Source organism: Rhodococcus oryzae (assembly GCF_005049235.1).
GTDB lineage: Bacteria > Actinomycetota > Actinomycetes > Mycobacteriales > Mycobacteriaceae > Rhodococcus_G > Rhodococcus_G oryzae.
The window spans coordinates 577,950-601,926 of record NZ_SUMD01000002.1 but is presented as its reverse complement, the minus strand read 5'-3'; the positions used below and the strand labels follow the sequence as shown (position 1 = coordinate 601,926).

Annotated in this window: 25 protein-coding genes; 14 read left to right on the top strand and 11 right to left on the bottom strand. The window is 69.0% G+C overall.

The genetic code is table 11. The features are described 5' to 3' along the window. From FCG67_RS06175 to FCG67_RS06165, 3 genes are all read left to right on the top strand, one after another. Nucleotides 1-1,854, top strand: a 1,854-nt coding sequence (locus FCG67_RS06175; protein ID WP_246044890.1) for a (Fe-S)-binding protein, incomplete at its 5' end; no start/stop codon positions are given. A gap of 102 nt (nt 1,855-1,956) precedes the next feature. Further along, nucleotides 1,957-2,169 carry a hypothetical protein gene (locus FCG67_RS06170; protein ID WP_245221121.1) on the top strand — a complete coding sequence of 71 codons (213 nt, stop codon included), beginning with the start codon at nt 1,957-1,959 and terminating at the stop codon, nt 2,167-2,169. Nucleotides 2,170-2,172: 3 nt separating this feature from the next. After that, a complete protein-coding gene (locus tag FCG67_RS06165; protein WP_136908029.1) occupies nt 2,173-2,658 on the top strand; it encodes a Clp protease N-terminal domain-containing protein in 486 nt (161 codons plus the stop codon). 20 nt (nt 2,659-2,678) lie between these two features. Here the strand turns inward: FCG67_RS06165 and FCG67_RS06160 are convergent, their stop codons facing one another. Beyond that, complete coding sequence (locus FCG67_RS06160) at nt 2,679-3,581, bottom strand: LysR family transcriptional regulator (protein ID WP_136908027.1); 903 nt, start codon at nt 3,579-3,581, stop codon at nt 2,679-2,681. 79 nt (nt 3,582-3,660) lie between these two features. On the opposite strand from FCG67_RS06160, the gene FCG67_RS06155 reads away from it, so the two are divergent. The 5 genes from FCG67_RS06155 to FCG67_RS06135 are packed head-to-tail and all read left to right on the top strand — an operon-like array spanning nt 3,661 to nt 6,932. Further along, nucleotides 3,661-4,899 carry an MFS transporter gene (locus FCG67_RS06155; RefSeq protein ID WP_246044888.1) on the top strand — a complete coding sequence of 413 codons (1,239 nt, stop codon included), beginning with the start codon at nt 3,661-3,663 and terminating at the stop codon, nt 4,897-4,899. 59 nt (nt 4,900-4,958) lie between these two features. Next, entirely contained in the window at nt 4,959-5,597 is a 639-nt protein-coding gene (locus tag FCG67_RS06150; RefSeq protein WP_136908025.1) for an NAD(P)-dependent oxidoreductase, read from the top strand. A gap of 33 nt (nt 5,598-5,630) precedes the next feature. Next, nucleotides 5,631-6,092, top strand: coding sequence for a hypothetical protein (locus FCG67_RS06145; RefSeq protein WP_211243119.1), 462 nt, complete (start codon nt 5,631-5,633; stop codon nt 6,090-6,092). Nucleotides 6,093-6,121: 29 nt separating this feature from the next. Further along, a complete protein-coding gene (locus FCG67_RS06140) occupies nt 6,122-6,523 on the top strand; it encodes an SgcJ/EcaC family oxidoreductase (protein WP_136908023.1) in 402 nt (133 codons plus the stop codon). A 40-nt stretch (nt 6,524-6,563) separates the two neighbouring features. Further along, the gene (locus FCG67_RS06135; RefSeq protein WP_136908021.1) at nt 6,564-6,932 is read left to right on the top strand and encodes an antibiotic biosynthesis monooxygenase family protein; all 369 of its coding nucleotides are present in this window, start codon (nt 6,564-6,566) and stop codon (nt 6,930-6,932) included. Between the two features lie 75 nt (nt 6,933-7,007). On the opposite strand, the gene FCG67_RS06130 is transcribed toward FCG67_RS06135, so the two are convergent. The 5 genes from FCG67_RS06130 to FCG67_RS06110 all read right to left on the bottom strand — a co-directional run bounded on the left by FCG67_RS06130 (nt 7,008) and on the right by FCG67_RS06110 (nt 11,434). Continuing rightward, a complete protein-coding gene (locus tag FCG67_RS06130) occupies nt 7,008-8,411 on the bottom strand; it encodes an HNH endonuclease signature motif containing protein (RefSeq protein ID WP_136908019.1) in 1,404 nt (467 codons plus the stop codon). Between the two features lie 99 nt (nt 8,412-8,510). Beyond that, nucleotides 8,511-9,461: a barstar family protein gene (locus FCG67_RS06125; RefSeq protein ID WP_246044886.1), complete on the bottom strand. Its 951-nt coding sequence runs from the start codon at nt 9,459-9,461 to the stop codon at nt 8,511-8,513. 98 nt (nt 9,462-9,559) lie between these two features. Then, the gene (locus FCG67_RS06120) at nt 9,560-9,913 is read right to left on the bottom strand and encodes a hypothetical protein (RefSeq protein ID WP_136908016.1); all 354 of its coding nucleotides are present in this window, start codon (nt 9,911-9,913) and stop codon (nt 9,560-9,562) included. Nucleotides 9,914-10,006: 93 nt separating this feature from the next. Continuing rightward, the gene (locus FCG67_RS06115; protein ID WP_136908014.1) at nt 10,007-11,014 is read right to left on the bottom strand and encodes a zinc-dependent alcohol dehydrogenase family protein; all 1,008 of its coding nucleotides are present in this window, start codon (nt 11,012-11,014) and stop codon (nt 10,007-10,009) included. Nucleotides 11,015-11,035: 21 nt separating this feature from the next. Continuing rightward, on the bottom strand, nt 11,036-11,434 hold the full coding sequence (locus FCG67_RS06110; protein ID WP_136908012.1) for a nuclear transport factor 2 family protein: 399 nt from the start codon (nt 11,432-11,434) through the stop codon (nt 11,036-11,038). 91 nt (nt 11,435-11,525) lie between these two features. Between FCG67_RS06110 and FCG67_RS06105 the strand changes: the two genes are divergently transcribed. Then, nucleotides 11,526-12,095, top strand: a complete 570-nt coding sequence (locus FCG67_RS06105) for a TetR/AcrR family transcriptional regulator (RefSeq protein ID WP_136908010.1) — start codon at nt 11,526-11,528, stop codon at nt 12,093-12,095. A gap of 51 nt (nt 12,096-12,146) precedes the next feature. Here the strand turns inward: FCG67_RS06105 and FCG67_RS06100 are convergent, their stop codons facing one another. The 5 genes from FCG67_RS06100 to FCG67_RS06080 form a co-directional block, all read right to left on the bottom strand. Further along, nucleotides 12,147-12,947 (bottom strand): SDR family oxidoreductase, encoded by an 801-nt coding sequence (locus FCG67_RS06100; RefSeq protein WP_136908008.1) that lies wholly within the window; start codon nt 12,945-12,947, stop codon nt 12,147-12,149. Further along, nucleotides 12,944-14,602 carry an FAD-binding dehydrogenase gene (locus tag FCG67_RS06095; RefSeq protein ID WP_246044884.1) on the bottom strand — a complete coding sequence of 553 codons (1,659 nt, stop codon included), beginning with the start codon at nt 14,600-14,602 and terminating at the stop codon, nt 12,944-12,946. Before FCG67_RS06095 ends, FCG67_RS06100 begins: the two co-directional genes overlap by 4 nt. A 2-nt stretch (nt 14,603-14,604) precedes the next feature. Next, nucleotides 14,605-15,249, bottom strand: a complete 645-nt coding sequence (locus FCG67_RS06090; protein ID WP_097213860.1) for a TetR/AcrR family transcriptional regulator — start codon at nt 15,247-15,249, stop codon at nt 14,605-14,607. A gap of 161 nt (nt 15,250-15,410) precedes the next feature. Next, entirely contained in the window at nt 15,411-16,022 is a 612-nt protein-coding gene (locus tag FCG67_RS06085; RefSeq protein ID WP_136908004.1) for a hypothetical protein, read from the bottom strand. A gap of 340 nt (nt 16,023-16,362) precedes the next feature. Next, the gene (locus tag FCG67_RS06080; protein ID WP_136908002.1) at nt 16,363-18,450 is read right to left on the bottom strand and encodes a DNA/RNA non-specific endonuclease; all 2,088 of its coding nucleotides are present in this window, start codon (nt 18,448-18,450) and stop codon (nt 16,363-16,365) included. 241 nt (nt 18,451-18,691) lie between these two features. Between FCG67_RS06080 and FCG67_RS06075 the strand changes: the two genes are divergently transcribed. The 5 genes from FCG67_RS06075 (at nt 18,692) to FCG67_RS06055 (ending at nt 23,878) form a co-directional block, all read left to right on the top strand. Further along, nucleotides 18,692-19,033, top strand: a complete 342-nt coding sequence (locus FCG67_RS06075) for a TfoX/Sxy family protein (protein ID WP_136908000.1) — start codon at nt 18,692-18,694, stop codon at nt 19,031-19,033. Between the two features lie 122 nt (nt 19,034-19,155). Next, complete coding sequence (locus FCG67_RS06070; protein WP_027502787.1) at nt 19,156-19,359, top strand: cold-shock protein; 204 nt, start codon at nt 19,156-19,158, stop codon at nt 19,357-19,359. A 247-nt stretch (nt 19,360-19,606) separates the two neighbouring features. Then, entirely contained in the window at nt 19,607-20,221 is a 615-nt protein-coding gene (locus tag FCG67_RS06065) for a hypothetical protein (RefSeq protein ID WP_136907998.1), read from the top strand. 160 nt (nt 20,222-20,381) lie between these two features. Then, the gene (locus FCG67_RS06060) at nt 20,382-22,115 is read left to right on the top strand and encodes an Ig-like domain-containing protein (RefSeq protein ID WP_136907996.1); all 1,734 of its coding nucleotides are present in this window, start codon (nt 20,382-20,384) and stop codon (nt 22,113-22,115) included. Nucleotides 22,116-22,150: 35 nt separating this feature from the next. Continuing rightward, entirely contained in the window at nt 22,151-23,878 is a 1,728-nt protein-coding gene (locus FCG67_RS06055; RefSeq protein ID WP_136907994.1) for an Ig-like domain-containing protein, read from the top strand. Nucleotides 23,879-23,977: the final 99 nt, after the last annotated feature.

The following is a 23,977-nucleotide window of genomic DNA, read 5'->3' as shown; positions in this document are numbered from 1 at the left end:
CAGAGCCAGTGCCCCGCCTGGAACACCGGCAAGCCGCTCTCGCCGAAGCTGCTGATCATGTCGCTGCGCGACCACGGCTACGCCAAGGCGCCCTACCTGCTGGCCGGCGGCCGTAAAGGCCCTGGGGGCAACGGGTCAGCCGGCGATGAAATCGGATTGGTCGACGCCGACGGCAACGTCAACGAGGCCGCCCTGGCAAAGATCCCCGAGGCCGCGCTCACCGAGGCCGGCCGCAAGCTGGTCGGCGAAACCGTCGAGGGCGAGCTGGCTCCGGTCATCGACCTCGAGACCCTGTGGTCGTGCACCAACTGCGGCGCCTGCGTCGAGCAGTGCCCCGTCGACATCGAACACGTCGACCACATCATCGACATGCGCCGCTACCAGGTGCTCATCGAATCGGAGTTCCCCTCCGAGCTGGCCGGCCTGTTCAAGAACCTCGAGAACAAGGGCAACCCCTGGGGCCAGAACTCCAAGGACCGTCTCAACTGGATCAACGAGATGGACTTCGAGATCCCCGTCTACGGCAAGGACGCCGACACCTTCGAGGACTACGAATACCTGTTCTGGGTCGGCTGCGCCGGCGCCTACGAGGACCGCGCCAAGAAGACCACCAAGGCCGTCGCCGAACTGCTCGCCACCGCGGGCGTGAAGTTCATGGTCCTGGGCGCCGACGAGACCTGCACCGGTGACTCCGCTCGCCGCGCCGGCAACGAGTTCCTGTTCCAGCAGCTCGCGATGCAGAACATCGAGACGCTCGACAACGTCTTCGACGGCATCGAGCAGTCCAAGCGCAAGATCGTCGTCACCTGTGCGCACTGCTTCAACGCGCTCGGCAACGAGTACCCGGAGGTGGGCGGTGACTACGAGGTCATCCACCACACCCAGCTGCTCAACCGCCTGGTGCGCCAGAAGAAGCTGATCCCGGTCGCCTCGGTCAACGAGGACGTCACCTACCACGACCCCTGCTTCCTCGGCCGCCACAACAAGGTCTACGACGCACCCCGTGAGCTGATGGCCGCCACCGGCAGCAACCTCAAGGAAATGCCGCGTCACGGCGAACGGTCCATGTGCTGTGGTGCCGGTGGTGCGCGCATGTGGATGGAAGAGAACATCGGCAAGCGCATCAACGTCGACCGCGTCGACGAGGCACTGTCGACGGACCCGAAGAAGATCGCGACCGGCTGCCCCTTCTGCCGCGTCATGCTCACCGACGGCGTCACCGCACGCCAGGAATCGGGCCAGGGCGAAGGCGTCGAGGTCGTCGACGTCGCGCAGATGATGCTCGAATCCATCACCCGCCTCGAACCCGCGACACTGACCGCGAACATCAAGGTCGAACCCCGCGAAAAGGCACCGGCACCCGTCGCCGAGGCCACCCCCGCCGCCGAAGCAGCTCCGGTTGCCGAGGCAGCCGCTGCTGCTGCTCCCGCCGCCGCGAAGCCCGCGGTCAAGGGACTGGGCATGAAGGGCCTCGCCAAGGCCCCTGGCGCGAAGGCACCGGGCGCCAAGGGCCTCCAGGTGAAGGGCGCAGCCAAGGCGCCCGGCACCAAGGCTGCCGCACCGGTACCGGCGGCACCGGCGGACGAGGCTCACGCGGCTCAGGCACCCGCTGCCGCGGCGACCCCGACTGCCAAGCCCGTCGGACTCGCCATGAAGGGGGGCGCCAAGGCACCCGGCGGTAAGGGCCTGCAGATGAAGGGCGGAGGCATGGCACCGGGCGCGAAGAAGGCCGCCGCTCACGCCCCTGCTGGAGAGGCTCCCCACCCTGAATCGCCTGCCCCGACCGAGCCGCCGCAGGCCAAACCAGGCGGACTCCAGATGAAGCGCGGGATCAAGGCACCCGGGCGGAGGTAAAGGACTTTCACCAGCGCGGTTTCGAATCTGCCGACCTACGGCTTCAGACCACCCCATCAACAAAGGTTGACAGGCCACACCCATCAACCTAAGTTGATGAGCATGAGCGAGAGTCCCGATCAGGCGTTCGCGTCCGTGGTCGCCCTTCGGCGACGGGCCGATCAGCTCGAGATCGAAGCCGTCGAACAGGCGCTCGATGCCGGCTGGACCTGGGCCCAGATCGGGCTGGCGCTCGGCATTTCCGGCCAGGCCGCACACAAGCGACTTGGCCCCCCACGTGCCCGGCGGCTCAACCGCCACGCAGACAAGGAGTAGTCGATGAGGTTCACCCGCGCGCTGCGTGACATGCGCACCATGAAGCAGTTGTTCGCGGAGACCGAGGCCGAGGCCGACCGTCTGGGCGATCAGAACCCGGGAGCCGAGCACCTGCTCCTCGCGGCCCTATCCCTGCCCGACGGTTCCGCGCAACGCATCTTCGACGGCGAAGGGGTGTCGCAGGGCGCACTCCGCGACGCGATCGCTCGCGTGCACGAAGAAGCCCTCACCTCAGCGGGTTTGAGCGAAGCCGGTCGCTCCGGTGCGCAGGCACTCGAGCGGCCCAGGACCGGACCGCTGCGACTGACCGAACCTGCGCAGGCCGCATTCAGGCGGGCGACCGCGCTGGCTAAATCCGAGCGCAGGCCGATCTCGGGCGCGGACGTGGTCGCCGGAGTCGCGGAGCTCGAGCACGGCACCGCCGCAAGAACATTGGAGCTGCTGGACATCAGTCGGTCCCGCCTGATCGAGGCGGCTCGGGCGCGCTGAGCGCGGCGCGCCACCCTTACCTACCGGCGTCCCGGCGACGACAGGAGCTGCTCGTCGGCGACCCCCAGCCCGGACAGATAGGCCGCGGCCGCGGGCGTGGGCCGCCGCGGGCTCCACACCAAGTGCTCGACCCGGGTCGGGGGATCGCGCAGCTCGACGGCGCACAGATCCGGGAACTCCGACACGATGGACGCCGGCAGCAACCCGATGCACAGGCCCTGCCGGATCAGCCGAGCGAAGAAATCCACCGCCATCACCTCGAAGGCGACGCGACGCTGGACACCGACGGCCGCGAACGCCTGATCGGACTGCGCTCGACCGGCGGAGCCCGCCGGAAAATCGACGAACACCTGGTCGGCGAGCCCCTGTAGGTCGAGGCCCCTCGCCTCGGCGAGGGGATGCCCCGGCGCCATCAACGCGACCAGTTCTCCGCGCGCCAGTTCGACGCCCCGGACGCCCGTTGGCTGCACGCCGGGCGGCAGGCCCAGGAAGGCGACATCCATTGTGCCCTGGCGGATCTGATCGATGTGATCGCCGCTCGCGCCCATCCGGAGACTGATCTGCACCTGTGGGTGGCGCGCCGTGAAATCCCGTAGCGACGCGGCGAGGTCGACGGCACCGACAGTCGGGATGGCACCGATCGCGAGCCGACCCCGGACCTCGCCCGCGGCGGCGGTGACCTCCGCGCGGGCCCGTTCCGCTGCCTCCACGCTCTGCCGAGCCTCGGGGAGGAACGCCTCGCCCGCGGGCGTGAGCTCGACCCGGCGACTGGTCCGGTCGAACAGCTTTGCGCCCAACTCTCGTTCCAGGCGCGCGATCTGGTGGCTCAGCGCGGACTGGACAACCAGGCAGCGTTCGGCCGCTCGCGTGAAGTTCTTCTCCTCTGCGACGGCGATGACGTACCGCATCTGCTGAAGCTCCATCCATCTATCTTGAATCACGATCGTTGCGGTGACAAACATGTGTTGGACTCATTGATCTTTTTTGGCCAGGCTTTTGGTCATGACAAACGTGATGCCGCGAACCACACCGCGTGCAGCCGCTCCCGAAGCCGCGGGCGGCCTGAGCCGAGGGCTGCTGCTTCTCATGTCGGTCTCGACCGGACTCGTGGCGGCGGGCAACTACTTCGCACAACCGCTCCTGGACGTGATCCGCCAGGACCTCCAGCTCAGCACCTCGACGGCGGCGATGGTCGTCACCGCCGCCCAGGCCGGCTACGCCCTGGGGCTGATCCTGCTGCTGCCGCTCGGAGATCTCCTGGAGCGGCGCCGCCTCGCGGTGGTGCTGTTCGGGGCCACCGCGGTGTTCCTCCTGATGTCGGCCGCCGCCCCCAACGGTGCGGTCCTGCTGGCGGGCACCGCCCTCGCCGCCATCACCTCGGTGGCCGCACAGGTGCTGGTGACCTTCGCGGTGGCGCTCGCTGATCCGGAACATCGCGGCCGGGTGGTGGGCACCGTGATGAGCGGCCTCCTGCTCGGCGGACTGCTGGCGCGGACCGTCTCGGGAATGTTGTCGGAGTTCGGCGGCTGGCGCACGGTCTACTGGGTCAACGCGGTGCTGCTGACCGTGGTCGCGGTGTTGCTGTTGCGCGTCCTGCCCCGCCTGCACACTCCCGCCGGGATGTCGTACCCCTCGCTGCTTCGCTCGACCGTCGTCCTGTTCCGAACCGAACCCGTGTTGCGTTGGCGGGCCGTCATCGCCGCGCTCTCGCTCGCGTCGTTCAACGTGTTCTGGACGTCCGTCACCTTCCTGCTGGTCGGGGACCACTACTCGTGGTCGGAGGCGGTGATCGGCCTCTTCGGTCTGGTCGGCGTCGCGGGGACGATCGCCACCCCGGTGGCCGGCAGGCTTGCCGACCGCGGGTACGTGCAGTGGGTGTCCGGCGTCGGCACCGCACTCCTGGCGATGTCCTGGCTGGCGATCGCCGCGGGGGCGACGTCGCTGGTGTGGCTGCTGGCGGGCGCGATCGCCCTGACGGTGGCGCAGCAGTCGGTTCTCAACAGCAACCAGAACGTCATCTATGCCCTGGCCCCCGAGATCCGCAACCGGCTGAACTCCGCGTTCATGACGGCCTTCTTCGTCGGCGGCGCCGCGGGCTCGGCGCTGACCGCCGTCGCCTGGGTGCGCGGCGGATGGGCCGGGGTGAGCGCACTCGGGGGTGCGCTCGCCCTCGCCACCTTCCTGGTCTGGGTTGCCGAGCGCGCGAGCACCACCAGGCGCAGCCCCGCCCTCCCGGCCTGACCACGGGCCCCACGGACCTCGACATTCATCGACAACGACCAGACAGGAACGAGACAACCATGCGCATCACAGTTTTCGGCGCGGCAGGACAGGTCGGCAGCAGGGCGGTTGCCGAGGCCCTCGACCGCGGCCACGAGGTGACGGCCGTGCTCCGGAGCCCGGCGCGGGCGCACGAGGTGCCGGCGGGAGCCGAGGTCCGCATCGGCGACGCGGCGAGCATCGAGGACGTCATCGACCTCAGCCTCGGCCAGGACCTCGTGATCAGCGCGACGCGGCCGACACCGGGCCGGGAGGACGAGCTGGTCGAGACCACGAAGGTACTGCTCGCGGGGCTGGCCCGGACCCGGGTTCGGCTGCTGGTCGTCGGCGGCGCCGCGACCCTCACCGTGCCCGGCACGGCCGGGGTGACCGTGATGGACGCGCCGGACTTCCCCGTCGAGTTGCGGGGCATCGCCCGGGCGTGCGCCGACCAGCTCGAGGTGTGCCGTGCCGACGCGGCGGCGCAGTGGACGTACCTCAGCCCGCCCGCACTGCTCGAGCCGGGAACGCGAACCGGACTGTTCCGGCTTGGCGCCGACGACCTGCTGGTCGACACCGACGGCGCCTCCGTGATCTCCATGGAGGACCTGGCGGTGGCGCTGCTCGACGAGGCGGAACGGCCACGGCATCACCGGGTCCGGTTCACCGCCGCCTACTGATCCGCGCAACAACAAGCCCGAGAGGACAAAGACATGACGATGATCGACTACCCCGACGACGTGATCGCCGCCCAGCCGATGGGCTACTGGACCGACCAGGCCGCCCGCGCGATCATCGGGGCCCTGCGCGGACAGCTCGCGGTCGAACAGCTCACCCAGCCGCACTGGTGGACCCTCAACCATGTGAGCGGGTTCCCTGGCACCTGGACCCGCACGACGCTGACGGAACGGCTCACCGAATTCGCCGACGAGGGCACCGATTTCGGCGCTGTCTTCGACGACCTGGCCGGCAGGGGCTGGCTGCGCGTCGACGAGGGCGCCGGGGCGCTGACCCTGACCGATGACGGCGAGGCCGGGCGGCGGCGCGCCCACGAGCGGAATGCTCAGGCACACCGGCAGATGCGCGACGGGGTGCCCACCGCCGACTACGTCGCGACCGTCAACGTCCTGCGGCGCATGGTCGCCAACCTGGACGGCCGCACGGACCTGCCCTGACCACCACGATCCACACCGGAAGCACCGAGATGAGCACCGATTCACCCGCACTGACCGCCATCCGCCGCGTCGTCGCCGACGCCGTGGAGTTCCAGAACGACGTCGACCGATTCATCCCGCTGCACACCCCCGAGGTGACCATCGTCAACTTCGGCGGACGCCGGGTCTCGGGCCGGGACGCGCTGACCGAGGCCATGCGGCAGGCCCTGGCGTCACCACTCGCGGACGTGACCACCACGGTCGACATCGAGGACATCCGATTCCTCCGTGACGACGTGGCCATCGTGGCCTGCATCAAACGGGTCTTCGACGGAAGGGATGCCGCCGCAACGGCCCTGCCCGCGACCACTGGGCAACTCACCTACGTGATGGTCGAGAACGGCGACCGCTGGCGGATCGCCTCCGCCCAGACCACGCCGACCACGACCTGAACCCGCCCCACCCATAACGTCTCGACAAGGGAGAACCACCATGAGCACCGACACTGGCTTCTACTCGATCATCGACTACACCGTCGACGGGCCCCGGACCCAGACCGAGCTCGTCGACGCCTTCGCCGAGCTCCAGACCCGTTGGGTCAGTTTCTATCCCGGCTACCGATCCGCACGGTTCCACGTGAGCACCGATGGATCCCGGGTGTACAACATCGTGCACTGGGCCAGCGAGGCCGACTACCGCAACTTCGTCGAGACCTCCGACACCGAGGGACGGATGTCGGCGATCGGCGCCGTGCTCAAGACGATCGCCGGTAAGGCCGAGCCCCGCATGAGTGGGATCCCCACCTACACCGTCGTACGGGAGGTCGGCCCCAGAACGCGGGAGCCGGGCGACGCGGCGTGACCAGCGCACTCGGCGCCCCGCGCTCTGTTTGACCCAGCTCCCATCCTCCGAGTGCAATACCCGACGGGTTTCGCTCTAGGCGGCGAAGGGGAGTTGGTTGCGCCGGTTGTGTGCCGGCATGGGTTGTCGTCTGGGGTCGATCCAGGTGGGTGGTGTGAACCATGGGTGTCCGTCGGATTTGCTGATGTGGACGGTCCAGTCGCCGCGGTGGATGGTGGTGTGGTGGAAGCGGCAGAGCAGTACCAGGTTTGACAGGTTGGTGGGTCCGCCGTTGGCCCAGTGGATGATGTGGTGGCCTTCGGTCCAGGCGGCGGGGCGTCCGCAGCCGGGGAATGCGCAGCCACAGTCCCGGGCGTTGAGGGCGCGGCGGAGTTTGCGGGGGATCAGGCGCGTGGTCCGTCCGACGTCGATCGGGTTGCCGTCGGAGTCCATGGTGATGGGCGTGACATCGGCGTCGCAGGAGATCTGGGCGGCGAGGTCGAGGGAGATCGGCCCCAACCAGGGCATCCAAGCCGGTCCACGCCGTCGCTCCCGGTGGTGGCCCCGTTCCGTGTGGTGGTGGTCGTCGGTGGTGGCGGCGAGGTCGTCGGCGTCGACGAAGACATTGATGTGGGGTCGTTCGCCGCCTTCAACGGGTGCCTGCCCTGAGTCCAGATAGGTGCGGACGATGTGGGTGAGGGCGTCGGCTCGGCGTTGGGCTGGGGTGCGTTGGTCCTTGCCGGTTTGTCCGTCGCGGTTGTCGGCTCCGGGCCGCGGCTTGGACAGTGCTGACAGGGCGGTGAGGAGGGCTTCGCCGGAGGCGGCGTCGAGGTGTCCCTTGAGGTGGACGCGACCGCCGAGTCCGGGTGAGGCGTGGAATTCGTTGAGTTCGGCGTTTTCGGAGTCGGGGTTCTTCTTGTCGCCGTTGAGGATCAGTTCGAGGGCCTTGGCTCGGCGGGCGAGGGTGGTGGAGTCTTCGGTGCGGGCGGCGTAGAGGAGGTAGCGGGCGCAGGCTTGTGTTCGGGTGGCGTCGGTTCCGACGATGTCTAACACCTTCGCAGCGTCGCCATCACTGTCCCCACCACCGTCACCGTCGGTCTTGTCCGCGGCGGTGTTGTCGTCGGAGTGGGCCGGGGCATCGGGATCGGGCACCTTGTTCAGGAGTTCGACGATCACCCGGATCTGGTCGTGGTCGCTTTCTCCGGTGTCGAACGCGGCGGCCACCTCCGGATGCTTCGTCAGCTCCCGTCCGAGCCGGACGATCTTGTTCGCCTGGCCGGGCGTCATGGTGGTCGCTCCGGCGAGCCAGTTGCCGGGGGAGGAGGCCCCGACCTGCTCGGCCACGCACCGCTGATCGACCTGATGCATCAGGCGGACCCGCAACGCCTCGAGCTGCCGCATCCGCAGCGAGAGCTCGGGAATCAACCTCAGGAGCTCGGCATCCGCGAGCTGCCACGCGGCCACATCCGGTGGCGCGGTGAGCATCTCGTCGAGATCCATGTTCGAAGTCTAATCGAACATATGTTCTATGGCAATGGTGATAGGTTGGGTTGAAGGAAAATAGCTTCAGCCCGGCTCTCCCGCCAGCTCGTCGATGCCTCAGATTCCGGAATCCCGAAGCTCGCAATACCGGCTCAGAGCCTCGTCGCGAGCCTCGCTGCCCCCACGGAACACCCGCGACGCCATCTGCTCGAATCGAATGTCGGGACGGTGAATGGCATGGACGAGCCCGTCACCGATAACCGTGAAGTCCCCCGCACCCCGAACGCCTATAAACACCTCCATCAGTCGGGTGCCGGCAGGCGGCGGTTCCCCGCGGAACTTCGCGCGAGCCTGCGCTGTGCGTTCTGATGCCGAGGTCACGCCGAGGATCTGCCACCGGCCGACGTCGGCGAGGAAGTCCGCCAGAACGGGCCGCAGGGCCGCGACGTACTCGGCTGCGCCGGCGTCAGAAAGGTAGATCTGGATCATGAACTCGACGATGTCGGCGTCGTCGAAGGGATCGGGCGGGTCCGGCGCGACATCCCACACGCTCCCTCGGCACACGTCGAGTCCACCGACCGGACCGAGATCGGTTCCCGTGGACTCGATGAGGCAAAGCATCGGGTGGGCGTACAGGCCCGCCAGTCGCGCCTGTCGGGTGAAACAGTCGAGCACCAGGCGCGCCGTGCGGGGGTCGATCTGCACCAGCGTGTCGTACCCGGCAATCGCGAGGACCGTTCCGGTCGTCCCGGGGTCGCTGCCGTAGCTGTACGCAGCGACGTCGCTGAGCACGTCGCTGAGGGCGTCGAGGTTTCTGCCGTAGTAGGACGGGAAAGACATGGCAGTCGCGAAGGCTGTGTGCATGTCGTCGGCCGAGGTCCATCTACTCCCGTCGATCCGGTGGACCAGATAGCCGAGGTCGGCAAGCCGAATGCATGCGCTGTCGAGCTCGAAGCCGTTGTCGTACCGGAATACCTGCCCGTTCTGCAGGAGGCTCCAGTCGAATTGCTGTCGCTGGTCGACGAACAACTCCCGATTGGTCGGATCGAACACCGGCCGTCGCGTCATCGATTGAGCCTATGCCGACCTTGACTTTTCCGGGGATCCAATCATGTGGCGCGTTCGGCGGCTGCGCCCGTGACCGGTCGGCCGAACCCAGGGAACTACTACGGCTGCCAGACGTAGACCTTGCCGCCCCCGTACCCGGCCCCTGAGCCCGAGCCGAAGAGCCCGATGGCGGCGAGCGGGTTCTGCAGGCCGTGCACCTTGCCTTGCGGATCGGTCTGGCTCGCATAGAAGAAGCCGTGCCACGAGCCGCAGGAGATGCGATCCGTGCCGTACGGGCTGATGACGACCATCTTGTCGGTGGTCCAGGCCCGCGGGTCGAGCGGCACCACGAACTGGTCACTGCACGGATGCGACTCCGGCCCACCCTGTCCCCTGACCGCCTCGGCCGAAGCGGCCGGGGCCAACAGGGTTCCGAGACCGATGGCCAGGGCACAGGACCCGGCTATGAGCATGCGGTTCATCGTCGATTGCCTCTCCGAGAGGTGAAACAGCCCGGACAGTATGTTTGTCGGCCGGGGAACGGGTCCCGTTACCGCGCCGGTGTGTCACACAGTGACCACGACCTTTCCCAGCGCCCCACCCGATGCGTAGTGGCGGTAGGCGTCGGGGGCGTCGTCGAAGGCGAACACGCGGTCGATGACCGGGCGGATCAGGTTCGCCTCGATGACGCGGTTCATCGCGAGGAACTGCGCGCGGCTGCCGACCGCGACGGCGCGCACCGTGGCACCGGAGGCGAACAACACCCGGGCGTCGATGGGCGGCGGTGCGTTGTCGGAGACGAAGCCGACGCAGGCGACGTGGCCCGCGGTCGCCACCGCCAGGAGCGACTGCTCCAGGAACCCGGTCACGTCGACGACGCGGTCGGCGCCGCGCCCGGCGGTCAGGTCCCTGACCTCGCTCGCCCAGTCGGGCGTGGCCCGGTAGTCGATGACCGCGTCGGCACCGAACTCGGTCAGGCGGGCGGCCTTGGCCGGGCTGCTGGTGGTGGCGATCACCCGGGCCCCGAGCGCCTTCGCGAACTGGAGCGCGAACAGCGACACCCCGCCCGATCCCTGCACGACCACGGTCTGCCCGGCGCGCAGGCCGATCCCGTCGCCGGTCAGGGCGTTCCACGCGGTGACCGCGACGCAGGGCAGCGTCGCGGCCTCCTCGAAGGTCAGGTGATCGGGGACCGGCACGTACTCGTCCTCGCCCAGCACCACGAACTCGGTGAGCATGCCGTCCAGCGAGCCGCCCCGCTGTGGCAGGTGTTCGGCCCCGAACGGCCCGTCCTGCCAGCTGGGGAACAGGGTGGCCGCCACGCGGTCACCGATCCGGGCCGAGCGGACCCCCGGCCCGACCGCGACGATCTCGCCCGCCCCGTCCGACACCGGCACCACGTCCGGCTTCACGGGCAACACGTACGTGCCGCGCAGCACCAACAGCTCGCGGTAGCTGAGCGAGACGGCGCGCACCGCGACCAGGACCTGCCCCGGGCCGGGGGCCGGGACCTCGTGCCGCCGGATCGTCAGGCCGTCGATCCCGGCCCCCTCGTCGACGTGATAGCTACGCATCGGTGTTCTCCCTCCTCTTCCTCAGTGCCCGGCGGCGGTGTCGATGGCCAGCGGAACCTCGCCCGCGGTCTTGCTGTAGCCGAGTGCCTCGACGATCAGTCCGTCCCGGACCCGCATGAGGTTCACCCCCTCCACCCAGTCGGCGGGGCCGTCGCCGAAGCGGTACCGCCAGCGGATCGTCGCCCGGTCCCCGGCCACCACCACCTCCTGGGGACGGAACTGGGTGGAGCGGTCCTCGACCAGCCCGCCCCACCAGGCCAGGCAGGCCGCGCGTCCCTCGAGGCGCTCCCCGGTCGGGGCGGGCTGGACCGACTCCATCACGCAGTCCTCGCCGATCAGGTCGGTGAGCAGGCCGGCGTCCGCGTCGGTGAAGGCACGGTTGAAGAGGTCGATGACATCGGTGGTCGTGCGAAGCGACATGGTGACAATCCCATCAGTAGATAGAACGTTCGGTCTCCTCGGAATATATAGAACGGTTGATCTACCCGTCAACGCCTGGAAGGCTGGCCCCATGAGCACCCGCACCACACCCGGGCCACGAGAGCGCCTGCTGGACGCCGCCCAGGAGCTGACCTACAGCCAGGGCATGGGCGTCGGTGTCGACACGCTCCTCAAAACGGCGAGCGTGGCGCGGCGTTCGCTCTACGAGCACTTCGGCGGCAAGGACGGACTGATCGCCGCGGTGCTCGAGCGCAGCACAGCCGAGGACGAAGCCGACTACGAGCGGACGATGCGCGCCGCGGGCGAGAACCCACGCGATCGCCTGCTGGCCGTCCTCGACCGGCTCGCCGAGGTCATCGCCCAGCCCGGTTTCCGCGGCTGCCGCTACCTCGCCGCCGACCTCGCGCTGGCCGACCCCGACCATCCCGGGCACGCCGTCACCGGCGCCTACCGCGAGCGCGTGCACGGACTCCTCGAAACGGAGTTCGTCGCCCTCGGGCACCCTCGGCCCGCGCACGCGGCCGATCAGTTCGCGCTGCTCATCGACGGCACGCTGGCGGCCGGGGTCACCCGGCCCGGCACCGACCCCGCGGCCTCCGCCCGCGAACTGGCCGGGCCGATCCTCGACGTCCCGAGCTAAGACCGGCGCTCACCCCGTCACGGCGGTCGAACCGCCGTGACGGGTTGTGGCTCAGCGCAATCCGTGCCGACGCGCCACCAGCTTCTCGACCATCGTCCGCGGGAGCATCCGACGCAGCGCGAACGTCACCGGGGCGTTGCTGCCCACCGCGTAGAGCTGCTTGGGACGGTCGGCCTCGATCGCCTTGACGACGGTCTCGGCCACCTTCTGCCCCGAGATGCCCGCGCGCTCGTTGGCGTCGAGCGCGGCGATCATCGTCCGGTACTCCTCCGTGTACGTCGATCCCTCGTCGAGGTAGTGGGTGCGGCGTTCGCCGATGCCGGTGCTGATCGATCCCGGCTCCACCGTCGTCACGCCCACGCCGTAGGGCGCGACCTCCCGCCTGGCCGCGGTCGCGAAGCCCTTGATCGCCGCCTTCGTTGCGACATAAGACGAGCGGTAGGCCAGCGGGAAACTCGCGAGCATCGACCCGACCATGACGACCCGTCCGTACCCACGCGCACGCATCCCGGGCAACACCAGCTGGGTGAGCCGGACCGCACCGAAGACGTTGGTCTGGAAGAGCCGCTCGACCGCCTCCATCGGAAGCTCCTCGATCGGCCCGCTCTGACTCTCCCCGGCGTTGTTGACCAGGACGTCCACCTCGCCCGCCGTGGCCGCGCACGCCGCGATGCTCGCCGGGTCGGTCAGGTCGAGGGCCAGGTACTCGACGCCGGGAATGGGATCGCCGATCGACGAGGGGTTCCGGCTGGTACCGAACACCCGATATCCCCGGCCGACAAGAGTTCTCGCCACCGCAGCGCCGATACCGGAGGACGCCCCTGTCACCAGCGCGGTGCGCGTACCGGTCACGCGAGCTCCCGCGCCAGCGCCCGGCCCGCGGCGCGGCCGGAGAAGATGCAGCCACCGAGGAAGGTCCCCTCGAGGGCGTTGTAGCCGTGCACCCCGCCGCCGCCGAACCCGGCAACCTCGCCCGCCGCGTACAGCCCGTCGAAGGCCTCGCCGTCGGCGCGGATCACCTGCGAGTCCAGGTTGGTCTCGAGCCCACCGAGGGTCTTGCGAGTGAGGATGTTCAGGCGCACCGCGATCAGCGGTCCGTGCTCGGGATCGAGCAGCCGGTGCGGCTTGGCGACCCTGGTGAGCTTGTCGCTGCGGTACTGCCGCGCGTTGGTGATCGCCATCCGCTGCAGGTCTTTGCCGAACTTGTTGTCGAACTGGCGATCTCGGGCGAGAACCTCACCCTCGACCTGATCGAATTCGAGCTGCGGACCGCGGGCGATCTTGTTCATCCCGTCCACCAGCTCGCGCAGGTTGTCCGCCACCACGAAGTCGACGCCGTGCTGCTTGAACGCCTCCACCGGGCCCGGTGCCCCCTTGGCCAGCCGGCTGCGCAGCAGCAGCTTGATGTCCTTGCCGGTGACATCGGGGTTCTGCTCGGAGCCCGACAGCGCGAACTCCTTCTCGATGATCGACTGGGTGAGGATGTACCAGGAGTAGTCGTGCCCGGTCGCGAGGATCGCCTTCATGGTCTGGTTCGTGTCGAAGCCGGGGAAGTTCGGCGCAGGCAGCCGGCGCCCGGTGGCGTCGAGCCACAGCGAGGACGGGCCCGGGATGATGCGGATGGCGTGGTTCGGCCAGATCGGGTCCCAGTTGATGATGCCCTCGGTGTAGTGCCACATGCGGTCACGGTTGACGATATTGCCGCCGGCGTTCTCGGTGATGGCCAGCATCCGGCCGTCCACGTGCGCGGGCACGCCCGAGATCATCGTCTCCGGCGCAGGGCCGACACGCTCGGTCGGCCAGTTCTTGCGCACCAGGTCGTGGTTGCCGCCGATGCCGCCGGACGTGACGATCACCGCCTTGGCACGGAACTCGAACTCGCCCACGGCGGTTCGCGAGGACGCCTTGCCCCGCTCGAGGTCCGTCGGCTCCAGCACGGTCCCCCGGACACCGACGACCGCGCCGTCCTCGACGATCAGATCGTCGACCTGATGCCGGAACTCGAAGGTGACCATGCCCCGCTTCTCGCCCTCGAGAACCGGCTCGGCGAAGATGCGCACGACCTCCGGCCCGGTGCCCCAGGTGAGGTGGAACCGGGGCACCGAGTTGCCGTGCCCGGACGCGCTTCCGCCGCCGCGCTCGGCCCACCCGACGGTCGGCACGACCTTGAGCCCGAGCTCACGCAGGTACTCCCGCTTCTCGGTGGCCGCGAAGTCGACATAGGCGCGCGCCCACTGCCGCGGCCAGTGGTCCTCGCGCTCGCGGTCGAACCCGGCCGATCCCATCCAGTCCGCCAGCGCCAGCTCGTGTGAATCCTTGATCCCCAGTCGGCGCTGTTCGGGAGAATCGACGAAGAACAGGCCGCCCAGCGACCAGAACGCCTGTCCACCAAGGTTGTTGCGATTCTCCTGGTCGATCACCAACACCCGGCGTCCGGCCTTCACGAGCTCGTGGGTGGCCACCAGTCCGGCCAAGCCCGCCCCCACCACGATGACATCGGCGTTCACATTCACACTTCCTCGCTGTAGTTGCGCAGCACGCTCACGAACAGGTTCGTGCGCGCCCGGCGGACGGTGTCACTTTCTGGTTCCATCAGGCATTGGACGGTGGTCCCGTCGTGCACGGCCACCAACGCCCGGCCGAGGGCTTGCGGGTCCGTCGCTCGCCGCCCGGCCCGCGCCAGTGCCGCTTCGACGATCGGCAGGATCGTGGCGAGGATGGCCTCTTCCCTTGCGGCCATTACCCGCTTGAGCGACGGATTTCGCAGGGCGTGCGCCGTGAATTCCGCGGTGATCCGGTACCACTGGTCGTCGATCGGGATCGCGTCGAGAATCCGTGCGGTGGATTCCACCACGCCGAGCTCACCCGGCTCCCCGGTGTACTCGCCCGACACCGCTTCGCGGAGGTCGGCGAGCATCTGCGCCGATCGTTGCTCCCACATCGCCAGGAACAGCTCGTCGAGGGAGGCGAAGTTCGAGTAGAAGGCGCCCCGGGTGTAGCCGGCGCGTTCGCAGATCTGCTCCACCGTCGAGCGCCCGAAGCCCTCCTCGGCGAAGACGAGCAGCGCGGCGTCGAGCAGCCGCTCCCGCGTCTGGATGCGGCGCTTCGTCACGCGCTTCGGCGTCGCGGATTCGGCCGTGTCGTCCACACGCATCAGCCGCTCCTTCCCGAGACATCGCGCATTTCGATACATTTCTGAATCCGATGCGGAACCGTATCAGTTCGGTGGCGGCTCGTGTCGGGAATGAACCGGGAGGCGGCCTCGCAGACGAAAGCCCCCGGCAGGTCCGGAGGCTTCGCGTGCGGTTCGGAGCGTCAGGTCCGCCGCGCGGTGACGAGCATCGGCTCGTGCAGGTCGAAGTACGACACGTCTCCCATCAGCCGGCCCTCTTCCTCGAACAGCGAGCGCAGGTCGTCGGGGATCTCGATCTTCTCGTGGGCGCGCGCCTCCGCTTCGGACGTGAAGTAGACGGTCTCGACGTACCCGCCACCACTGTCGGTGGCGAGGGTTCCGCCGACGATCTCCGGGCGCAGCTGGTGCACCTGGTCACCGGCCTGCGTCAGCACCTCCCGCATCCGGGCCGCGTCGCTGGTGTGGCCCTCCATGATCTGCACGAATCCGGCGTCGTCCGAGCCGCCGCCGAGCCACTCGGTCACCTCCGGGCAGTCCATGAAGGAGACCGGGCCGTCGAAGCAGCGCTCGGTCTCGGCCCACCAGGCGCCCTGCTCGGGGCGCTCACTGTTCCGGCGGGCCGCCTCCTCGGACTCGAACCGGGCCACCACGATGAAGGTCCCGTCCTCGGACATGCCGCGGGTCGACCCGAGAAAGCCGGTCGCTCCCGGCTGCAGTTCTTCCGCCCACCGGTCCATGCACCGGCGTAGACCGGCCTCGTCAGACACCTTTCCTTGAACGACTTGGATGAACATCTCTGCCTCCTCGAGCCGAGGCCTGGACCCCGGCCCAACGGATCACGGTGACCGACCGACGCGGTCCACCGATCGGCGGGCACCACCCGGCCCGCGCGGCGGCCACTACGGGTTCAATCCTTCGCCCGGCCTCCACCGCACGCAAGAGGCCGTCACGGGTCATTGATGTCCAGCTCCAGACAGCCCCGGTCTACCCGGATCACCCGCTCCGTGCCCGGCCAGCTACGCGGAGGCCGACATTTCCGATGGCGCTGCCGCCACCTCGCCGTCGCCCGCGTGCCACTCCGTGCGTGCCGGGAGTTCCGGTTATGGCGATGAACTCCTTTGCAGCCGTGAAACTTCAGAGAATGAGGTCCTGTGAACGGACCAGTTCACGGGCCAGGCCGCTTGCCTCGATCCGCTCGAGCGGATCGGCCGCGACGTAGGTGTCCATGCCGAGCCCGGTCAACGCGGCGATCCGCCGGACCGGGACCTGGTAGGTGCGATATGCGCCGAAGGAGAACGACTCCTCCCCCTCCGCGAACTCGTCGAGCAGTGCCGCCTGACTGAGCAGGTACCCGGTGACGGACAGCTCACCGTCCTTCTTGACCATGGCCACGGTCTTCCAGAACTGCCGGGGCAGCGACACCCCGCGGTACCGGGGGTCGTCGGCCGCCAGCACCGGGCCCGTGACGACGCTGACCGCGAGGTCGGCATTGTCGGCGTTGTTCAGGATGTAGTCCTCCAGTCCCAGCCACAGCGTGCTTCCCGCATTGAAATCGTGGTGTTGCGGAGTGCAATTGGTGAAGTGGAAGGTGTCGTCGTTCGCGGCCTTCGCGGCCGGACCCCAGGCCGGGTCGAGCCTGCGCACCAGGTGTCCGCGGTCGAGAGGGTTGTCCCGGTAGACCGCTTCACCGGTCTGCTGGTTCGCGGGCAACCGGGGATCAAGGATCCAACGGTCGCTCTCGCGGCGCAGGTCCTGCGACTGCTTGCCGTCGATGTTCACCGCGGTGAACAGGGCGAGCGCCCTGGTCCGGTGCATGACGACGCTGAAATGGTGATAGCGCAGCTCCGCGGATGCGACCGCCTCCAACGCCCCGCCGTGCTCCGGCAGCGGCACCGGCACACCCAGGAACCCCGCGTCGTAGCCGCCGCGGTTCCGGTAGTCCGGGTCGATGGAGACCGCCTCCGGTTCGGCTCCGACCGCCTGCGTCGATCCGCCCGTCGCGGACGACGGCGGGCCGCCCGCGGAGGCGCCAACGCGCACGGTGATCTCGAGCGGAATCTGCACGGTCATCGCTCCCTCGTGGGACATCTGCCCCAGCCACGTGGTGTCGGGTGCAGGCAGGTCCACCGCCGGGATCACCCGCTCCACCCGTTCGGCGGCAAACAACTCGTCCACGAGTCGTCGCCACTCGGGCGGCAGGCCAAGGCCGCGGAGGTACTGAAGGATCCGGCTGATCCGCACCCCCTCGTTCAGGACCCCACCGAACTCGGTGTGCGCGGGCGCCCGCACGCTCGCGTGATGCAGGGCGACGATCTCCCATTGGTCGTTGAAGACCGGAGATCCCGACGACCCCGGTTCGGTGTCCGCCGAGTAGTGCAGGAACCGCTCCGGGATGTCGACGATCCGGTTCTCGCGCAGGGCGATCTGCTTCTTGGCGCCGCGGGGATGTTGGACGATCGTGACGAAGTCACCGATGATCGCCTTGCCCTCCGACTCGATCAACCGGTTGAAGCCGAACGGCGCGAGCAACTCGGGCCTGCCCCGAACCGCGACGAGGGCGAAGTCCCGCTCCCGGTCAGCGACGAAGAAGGCTCCGGGGTCGAGCGGGAAGGTCTGCCTCGGCAGTTCCCTGCCGTCGACTCCGTCCTGGAAGTTGAACTCGATGACGCTGTTGCGGGCGGTGTCCGCGTTCGGCAGCACGTGGTGATTGGTCAGCATCAGCGCGGGTGAGACGAGCGACCCGGTCCCGAAGCCCTGGTCTACCCCGCGTCCGTCCCGAATGACCACCCGACAGATGGCGCGCGCGGCCGCGACGCCCGCATCGAGATACCGGGCACCAACGAAATCCGCTGTGTTGATGATCTTTTCGAGCACGACCTCGGGACTGCCGTCGACGTCGGCGACCTCGCTGATCCGGTTCAGCGCCTCCTCCACCACGCTCTCCGGCGACTCCGCAGTCGGCGGCGCGGACGGCTCCTCACCGGCGTAGTAGCGGCTCAGCCGATCCAGCCGCTTCGCGATGCGCTCGGGGGTGTCCGCCGCGGCGACACCGCCCGGCCCGGAGAGCACGCTCACGTGCTCACCCCGTTGCGGGGCCCGCTCCCGCGCGCGCCGCGCGGCGGCCTCGTCCTGTCGCTGCCGTTCCCTGTCGAATGTCCCCGTATATCCCGCGGCGCCGCCACGGTCCTGCTCTCCCCGGGGCCGAGGAGTGACGATGGTCATCACGATTCCTTTCGCTCACACCCCAACGTGCCGATTCGAGGGGCAGGAGCGGGGCCATCGCCGGCTCGCCAAGGACAACCCGTCCCGGCACCGGCGGTCTCCGACTGGAGCAGCCCTCGATCATGCGGGCTCACCCCCAGTCTTCCGGCGGGCGACCAATATCACATGAGTAGCCGACTACTCGAATCGGCGATCGCCGGGCAGGGTTGCGCCGGGCACCCGAACGCGGTCGAATTGATTCGTGGACCCCGAGGAGCGCTTCACCTCGCTGGTCGACGAGTTCGCCGGCCTCGCGGGCGTGACGGTGCCCGAACAGTGCAGCCGGCGGGGCTTCGGATCGGGCGCGCTCAAGGTGAACGGCTCGATCTTTGCCATGCTCACGGGCGGCCGACTGGTCGTGAAGCTGCCGAGGACCCGGGTCGATTCCCTGGTCGGGAGCGGAATGGGCGGAACGTTCGAGGCCGGCAAGGGGCGGCCGATGAAGGAATGGCTGACGGTCACCGTGGACGACGACCTGACGTGGCTCTCGCTGGCCAGGGAGGCCCTGGAGTTCGTGGGAAGCAGGCGTCCGGCACCCCGTTAAGAGCGTCCTGAACCCCACAAAGTACAGCCCGCTGTGGACGCGGCGGCATCGAGGTGGCATCCTTACCCTGAGACCAGGGTTCTCGACCTGAGGATCCGGCTCGCAGTAACAGGAGTAATAACGTGGCACAGGGCACCGTGAAGTGGTTCAACGGCGAAAAGGGTTTCGGCTTCATCGAGCAGGACGGTGACGGACCCGACGTGTTCGTTCACTACTCCGAGATCCAGGGCAGCGGCTTCAAGTCCCTCGACGAGGGCCAGCGCGTGGAGTTCGAGATCGGCCAGGGCCAGAAGGGCCCCCAGGCCACCGGCGTTCGCACCGTCTAAAGCGACTTAGTCTCCGGGCGCGCGCCACACGGCGCGACCCGTCAGACCTTCCGAAGGGCGTCTCCGTTTACGGAGGCGCCCTTCGGCGTGTTCGCCCCACCCCATCCGCGCCATGTGAATTCGGCTGCAAAATGTCGATTCAATGCCAGACGCGGGGCGCGTAATCTATCATGTGAGGCTTTTGGCGCTGGTGTGCGCTATTTCTCGCCCGGTGCCACGGCGAACAAACCCGAGGATTGGAGCAGAGATGCGAATCTTGCGTGCGTTTGTAGGAGCGGTCGGTGGGGTGATCATCCTGGTTCTGGCGCTGACTCTTCACGCGCCCGCGGCGACCGCTCAGACCGAGTGCATGAGAATGCCGTACTTCACGCCGTTCGGATATGCCAACTTCGACTTCCCCCCGCGAATCGTCGGGCTGCTGAACGACAACGAGATCGCGGTCGAAGGCATCACGCCGTTCCAGGCCAAGCCCGCGAAGACCGGTCTCTATCTGCCGATCGGCTCGCACACCAACCACATCGACGCGTGCATGGGCGTGTACTACCCCGGCGGGCCGATGTTCATCAGCAAGACCGGGAACTCTGTTTCGGCCGAGAACATCTGGCTGCGGATGGACGGCGCCTACGCGACCGTGAAGATCAACGGGGTCGCCCAGGGCGAGAGGATGGTCGCCACCTACAACGTGGGTGAGATGATGCCGACGGTCATGACGCCACACGGTGGCGGGATCGGCCCCACCTACTGGCCGTTCCGCTTCTCCCCCTATTTCGCGCAGGTCTTCAACCAGACTGCCGGTGCCAACCTCGTCAGCGCTGGTGAGCTGTTCGCCAATCTCGACGCCGTCGGGAAGTTTGCGCCCTGATCTGACCCGCAGACAGATGGCTCCTGAACAGGCCGAATCCCCCGACCAGCAAACTTAAACAAGCGTTCAATCAAATCCCTCATTCTCGTAACCACACCGGCCCGGTTGTGCTCTACTCGGATCTTTGGCCTCACCCCCCTCTCCGAAAGACCGGGTCACCATGCCTCGCTCAACCCTGCGCCGCTCCGTGGCGCCCGTCGGCGTCCTCGCCCTGACCGCCGGGCTCGCCCTCATCGGCGGGCCCGCGCACGCCGGCACCGTCAACTTCCAGACCGCCTGCCAGGCCACGCCGTCGACCTCGCTCGCCGGTCCGCAACACCAGGTCGTGGCGGCATCGGCCTCGGTGACCGCGCCGGCGAGCGTCGCTCCCGGCGACACGTTCACCTACCGGATCCAGCCGGGCCCCGGCTCCTACCCGGACTCCCAGTCGGGTGGCACCACCGCCGGACTGTCGCGGCTGAAGTTCGACTTCGAGATCCCGGCGAACTCGACGTTCGTGAACGCCGTCGTGGCGGCAGGCACCGGCGCCAACCTCGGCGGGGTCGCCCCGAACGTGCTTCGCGTGAACACCTCCGGCACCGTCGACGCCGCAGGCCCGATCCTGCGCCTCTCCGGCAACAACCAGACCATCGGCAACGGCCCCTCCTCCAGCGGTAACAGCGAGGGCGGCATCACCGCCCCCAAGCTGAAGAAGAACCTGGACGGCACCAACAACTCCGGCGGCAACAGCGTCTTCCAGCTGCCCGCCGTGGATGTCACGGTCGTGGCCGGAGCCGCGGGCACCATCACCCCGAAGCTACGGGTGGGTGGGAACGCGGCCGCCTACAACAGCGACGAGAACTACAGCACGTCCCTGGCGAAGGCCAGCGCCCCGTTCGTCGGCACCGTGTGGGCGCCCACCCGCTGCGTGCCCAAGGACAGCAGCGGCGGAGCGCTCAACGCCGGCGGCGGACCGCTGGCCACCGTCAACGTCGTCGCGGCCGCCGTTGCCACCGCCACGACTCTGACCGCGCCCGCCACCGCGACCACGGGCACCGCGATCGACCTCACCGCGGCCGTCGCGCCCGCCCCGAGCGGCGGCACCGTCCAGTTCAAGGACGGCGACACCAACATCGGCGCACCGGTCAACCTCACCGGCGGCTCCGCCACCCGCAGCCACACCTTCGCCACCGCGGGCGCCCATGCCATCACCGCGGTCTACAGCGGCGCGACCGGCTTCACCGGTTCCACCTCCGCGGCCGCGACCGTCGATGTCCAGGGCCCGGCCCCCGTCGACGTCGCCACCGCCACCACACTGACCGTCCCCGCGACCGCGACCACGGGTTCCGCCGTCGGCCTTTCCGCGACCATCGCGCCCGCCCCGGGCGGCGGCACCGTCCAGTTCAAGGCCGACAACACCCCGATCGGCGCGCCCGTCGAGGTCGTGGGCGGTGTGGCCACCCTGGCGCACACCTTCACCACCACCGGGCACCGCAACATCAGCGCGTCCTACTCCGGTTTCGCCGGCTTCCTGGGATCGAACTCCGCCTCGCAGACCATCGAGGTCAACGCCCCGGCTCCCACCGATGTGGCCACGGTGACCAAGGTGACCGCGCTGAGCACGGCCACCGTCAACATGCCGATCGACCTGTCCGCGACGGTCACCCCCTCCCCGGCGGGCGGCACCGTCCAGTTCATGGACGGCACCACCCCGATCGGCGGACCGGTGACCGTGGTGAACGGGACCGCGATCCTGGCGCACACCTTCGCCTCGGCGGGCGAGCACGGCATCACCGCCGTCTACAGCGGGGCACCGGGCTTCGTGGCCTCCACGTCCGCAGCCTTCGCGGTGACCGCCTCGGCCGCCGGAACCCCGGGCGGCAGCGGATCGGCCGGCAGCCTGTTCGGTTCCTGATCACCTTCCCCAGACCCACCCCCTCAGGAGTTGTTTTGACATCCCCCACCCTGCGCCGCGGCGCGGCGACCCTCGCGGCCGCCGGATTGACCGCGGGCGCATTGCTACTGGCGGCCCCCGCCACCGCGGCGCCCACCACCACCGGCTTCGATGCCGCGTGCTGGGGCAAGTTCAAGAGCCTGCTGGACAACACCCACAAGTCCATCGGCACCGGCGTGACCGTCGAGGCCCCCGCCAGTGTCGTCACCGGCGAGACCTTCACGTATCGGCTCCAGCCCGAGACGATGACGCTGGCGCGCAACGGCGAGAACCTCCGGATCCGCTCGAGCGTGTCCCGGATCAAGTTCGACTACGAGATCCCGGCCGGCGCCCAGTTCGTCTCGGCCACTGTTGTTCCCGGCACCGGGGTCAACCTGGCCGGATCGGCGCCGACCGTCACCCGGGTGGCCGAGAACGGTAGCCCCTCCGCCGCAGGCACGATCCTGCGCCTGTCGGGCAACAACGAGACCGTGGGCAACGGCCCGAGCACCAACGACGGCGCCGAGGGCGGCATCGTCGTGAACGCCGCGGGCTCCGGCGACACCTCGTACCGGCTGCCTGCCATCGAGGTGACGGCCGTGGCCGGTCCGGCCGGATCGGTGGTGGCCCCGAAGATTCGCACCACCGGAGCGGCCGCGAACTACAAGGCCGACGAGAACTTCTTCACCTCGCTGGTCCGTGAGAAGGACCCGGTCTTCTCCGTGTCCTACTGGTCCGCCACCCGGTGCGTGCCGAAGAACGGCACCGACCCCGGCAGCGGCGTCCCGCTCAACGCGGGCGCGGGCCCGCTGGCCACGATCAACGTCACCGCCCCACCGGACGCGACGACCACGACCGCGGTCGCCGCTCCCACGACCGCGAACACCGGTGCGGCCGTTGATCTCACGGCCACCGTCAACCCCGCCCCCGCGGGCGGCACGGTCCAGTTCAAGGACGGCGCCGACAACATCGGCGGGCCGGTCACCCTCAGCGGCGCCACCGCCACGCTGAGCCACACCTTCGCGACCGCGGGCGCACACGCCATCACCGCGGTCTACAGCGGAGCTCCCGGGTTCGCGGGCTCGACCTCTGCGCCGCATTCGGTCGAGGTCGGCGTCGCCACCGTCGACACGACCACGGTGCTGACCACCCCCACCCACGCGAAGACCGGGGTGTCGGTCGGCCTGGCCGCCACCGTCGCACCCGCACCGACCGGCGGTACGGTGCAGTTCCTCGACGGCGGTGCCCCGATCGGCGCACCGGTGACCGTCGCGGGCGGCGTGGCCACGCTGGCGCACACCTTCGACTCGGCCGGCAGCCACTCGATCACCGCGTCGTTCAGTGGTGCGCCCGGCTCGGCCCCCTCTACGGCGGCCGCGAAGACCGTCACGGTCTCCGTCCCGGCGCCGAACGAGGCGACCACCAGCACCACGCTGGACGCACCGACCCCGGCGACCCAGAACCAGGCCGTGACGCTCACCGCCACCGTGGCACCGAGCCAGGCGGGTGGCACCGTGCAGTTCTACGACGGCGTCACCGCGATCGGCGCCCCGGTGTCGCTGTCCAACGGCACCGCGACGCTGTCCCACGCGTTCGGCACCGTCGGCGCGCACGGCATCACCGCCGTCTACAGCGGCGCGGCAGGATTCCTGGGTTCCACGTCGGACGCGCACGTGGTCAACGTGACCGCGGTGGGCACCCCCGGCGGCGGTAGCGGCTCGGCGGACAGCATCTTCGGCTCCTGATCGAACCGCTCGCCCCACGGCGGGGGCGTCGCCTTCGGGTGGCGCCCCCGCCGTTTCTCGTCGGCGGGGCCTGTTCGTGGTGCCGCCGATGCGCCAGTC

What these genes read in the sequence shown, in the direction of transcription:
- FCG67_RS06170 (WP_245221121.1), top strand. Translation starts at nt 1,957, where the DNA reads ATGAGCGAGAGTCCCGATCAGGCGTTCGCGTCCGTGGTCGCCCTTCGG.
- FCG67_RS06165 (WP_136908029.1), top strand. Translation starts at nt 2,173, where the DNA reads ATGAGGTTCACCCGCGCGCTGCGTGACATGCGCACCATGAAGCAGTTG.
- FCG67_RS06160 (WP_136908027.1), bottom strand. Translation starts at nt 3,581, where the DNA reads ATGGAGCTTCAGCAGATGCGGTACGTCATCGCCGTCGCAGAGGAGAAG.
- FCG67_RS06155 (WP_246044888.1), top strand. Translation starts at nt 3,661, where the DNA reads ATGACAAACGTGATGCCGCGAACCACACCGCGTGCAGCCGCTCCCGAA.
- FCG67_RS06150 (WP_136908025.1), top strand. Translation starts at nt 4,959, where the DNA reads ATGCGCATCACAGTTTTCGGCGCGGCAGGACAGGTCGGCAGCAGGGCG.
- FCG67_RS06145 (WP_211243119.1), top strand. Translation starts at nt 5,631, where the DNA reads ATGACGATGATCGACTACCCCGACGACGTGATCGCCGCCCAGCCGATG.
- FCG67_RS06140 (WP_136908023.1), top strand. Translation starts at nt 6,122, where the DNA reads ATGAGCACCGATTCACCCGCACTGACCGCCATCCGCCGCGTCGTCGCC.
- FCG67_RS06135 (WP_136908021.1), top strand. Translation starts at nt 6,564, where the DNA reads ATGAGCACCGACACTGGCTTCTACTCGATCATCGACTACACCGTCGAC.
- FCG67_RS06130 (WP_136908019.1), bottom strand. Translation starts at nt 8,411, where the DNA reads ATGGATCTCGACGAGATGCTCACCGCGCCACCGGATGTGGCCGCGTGG.
- FCG67_RS06125 (WP_246044886.1), bottom strand. Translation starts at nt 9,461, where the DNA reads ATGACGCGACGGCCGGTGTTCGATCCGACCAATCGGGAGTTGTTCGTC.
- FCG67_RS06120 (WP_136908016.1), bottom strand. Translation starts at nt 9,913, where the DNA reads ATGCTCATAGCCGGGTCCTGTGCCCTGGCCATCGGTCTCGGAACCCTG.
- FCG67_RS06115 (WP_136908014.1), bottom strand. Translation starts at nt 11,014, where the DNA reads ATGCGTAGCTATCACGTCGACGAGGGGGCCGGGATCGACGGCCTGACG.
- FCG67_RS06110 (WP_136908012.1), bottom strand. Translation starts at nt 11,434, where the DNA reads ATGTCGCTTCGCACGACCACCGATGTCATCGACCTCTTCAACCGTGCC.
- FCG67_RS06105 (WP_136908010.1), top strand. Translation starts at nt 11,526, where the DNA reads ATGAGCACCCGCACCACACCCGGGCCACGAGAGCGCCTGCTGGACGCC.
- FCG67_RS06090 (WP_097213860.1), bottom strand. Translation starts at nt 15,249, where the DNA reads ATGCGTGTGGACGACACGGCCGAATCCGCGACGCCGAAGCGCGTGACG.
- FCG67_RS06085 (WP_136908004.1), bottom strand. Translation starts at nt 16,022, where the DNA reads ATGTTCATCCAAGTCGTTCAAGGAAAGGTGTCTGACGAGGCCGGTCTA.
- FCG67_RS06080 (WP_136908002.1), bottom strand. Translation starts at nt 18,450, where the DNA reads ATGACCATCGTCACTCCTCGGCCCCGGGGAGAGCAGGACCGTGGCGGC.
- FCG67_RS06065 (WP_136907998.1), top strand. Translation starts at nt 19,607, where the DNA reads ATGCGAATCTTGCGTGCGTTTGTAGGAGCGGTCGGTGGGGTGATCATC.
- FCG67_RS06060 (WP_136907996.1), top strand. Translation starts at nt 20,382, where the DNA reads ATGCCTCGCTCAACCCTGCGCCGCTCCGTGGCGCCCGTCGGCGTCCTC.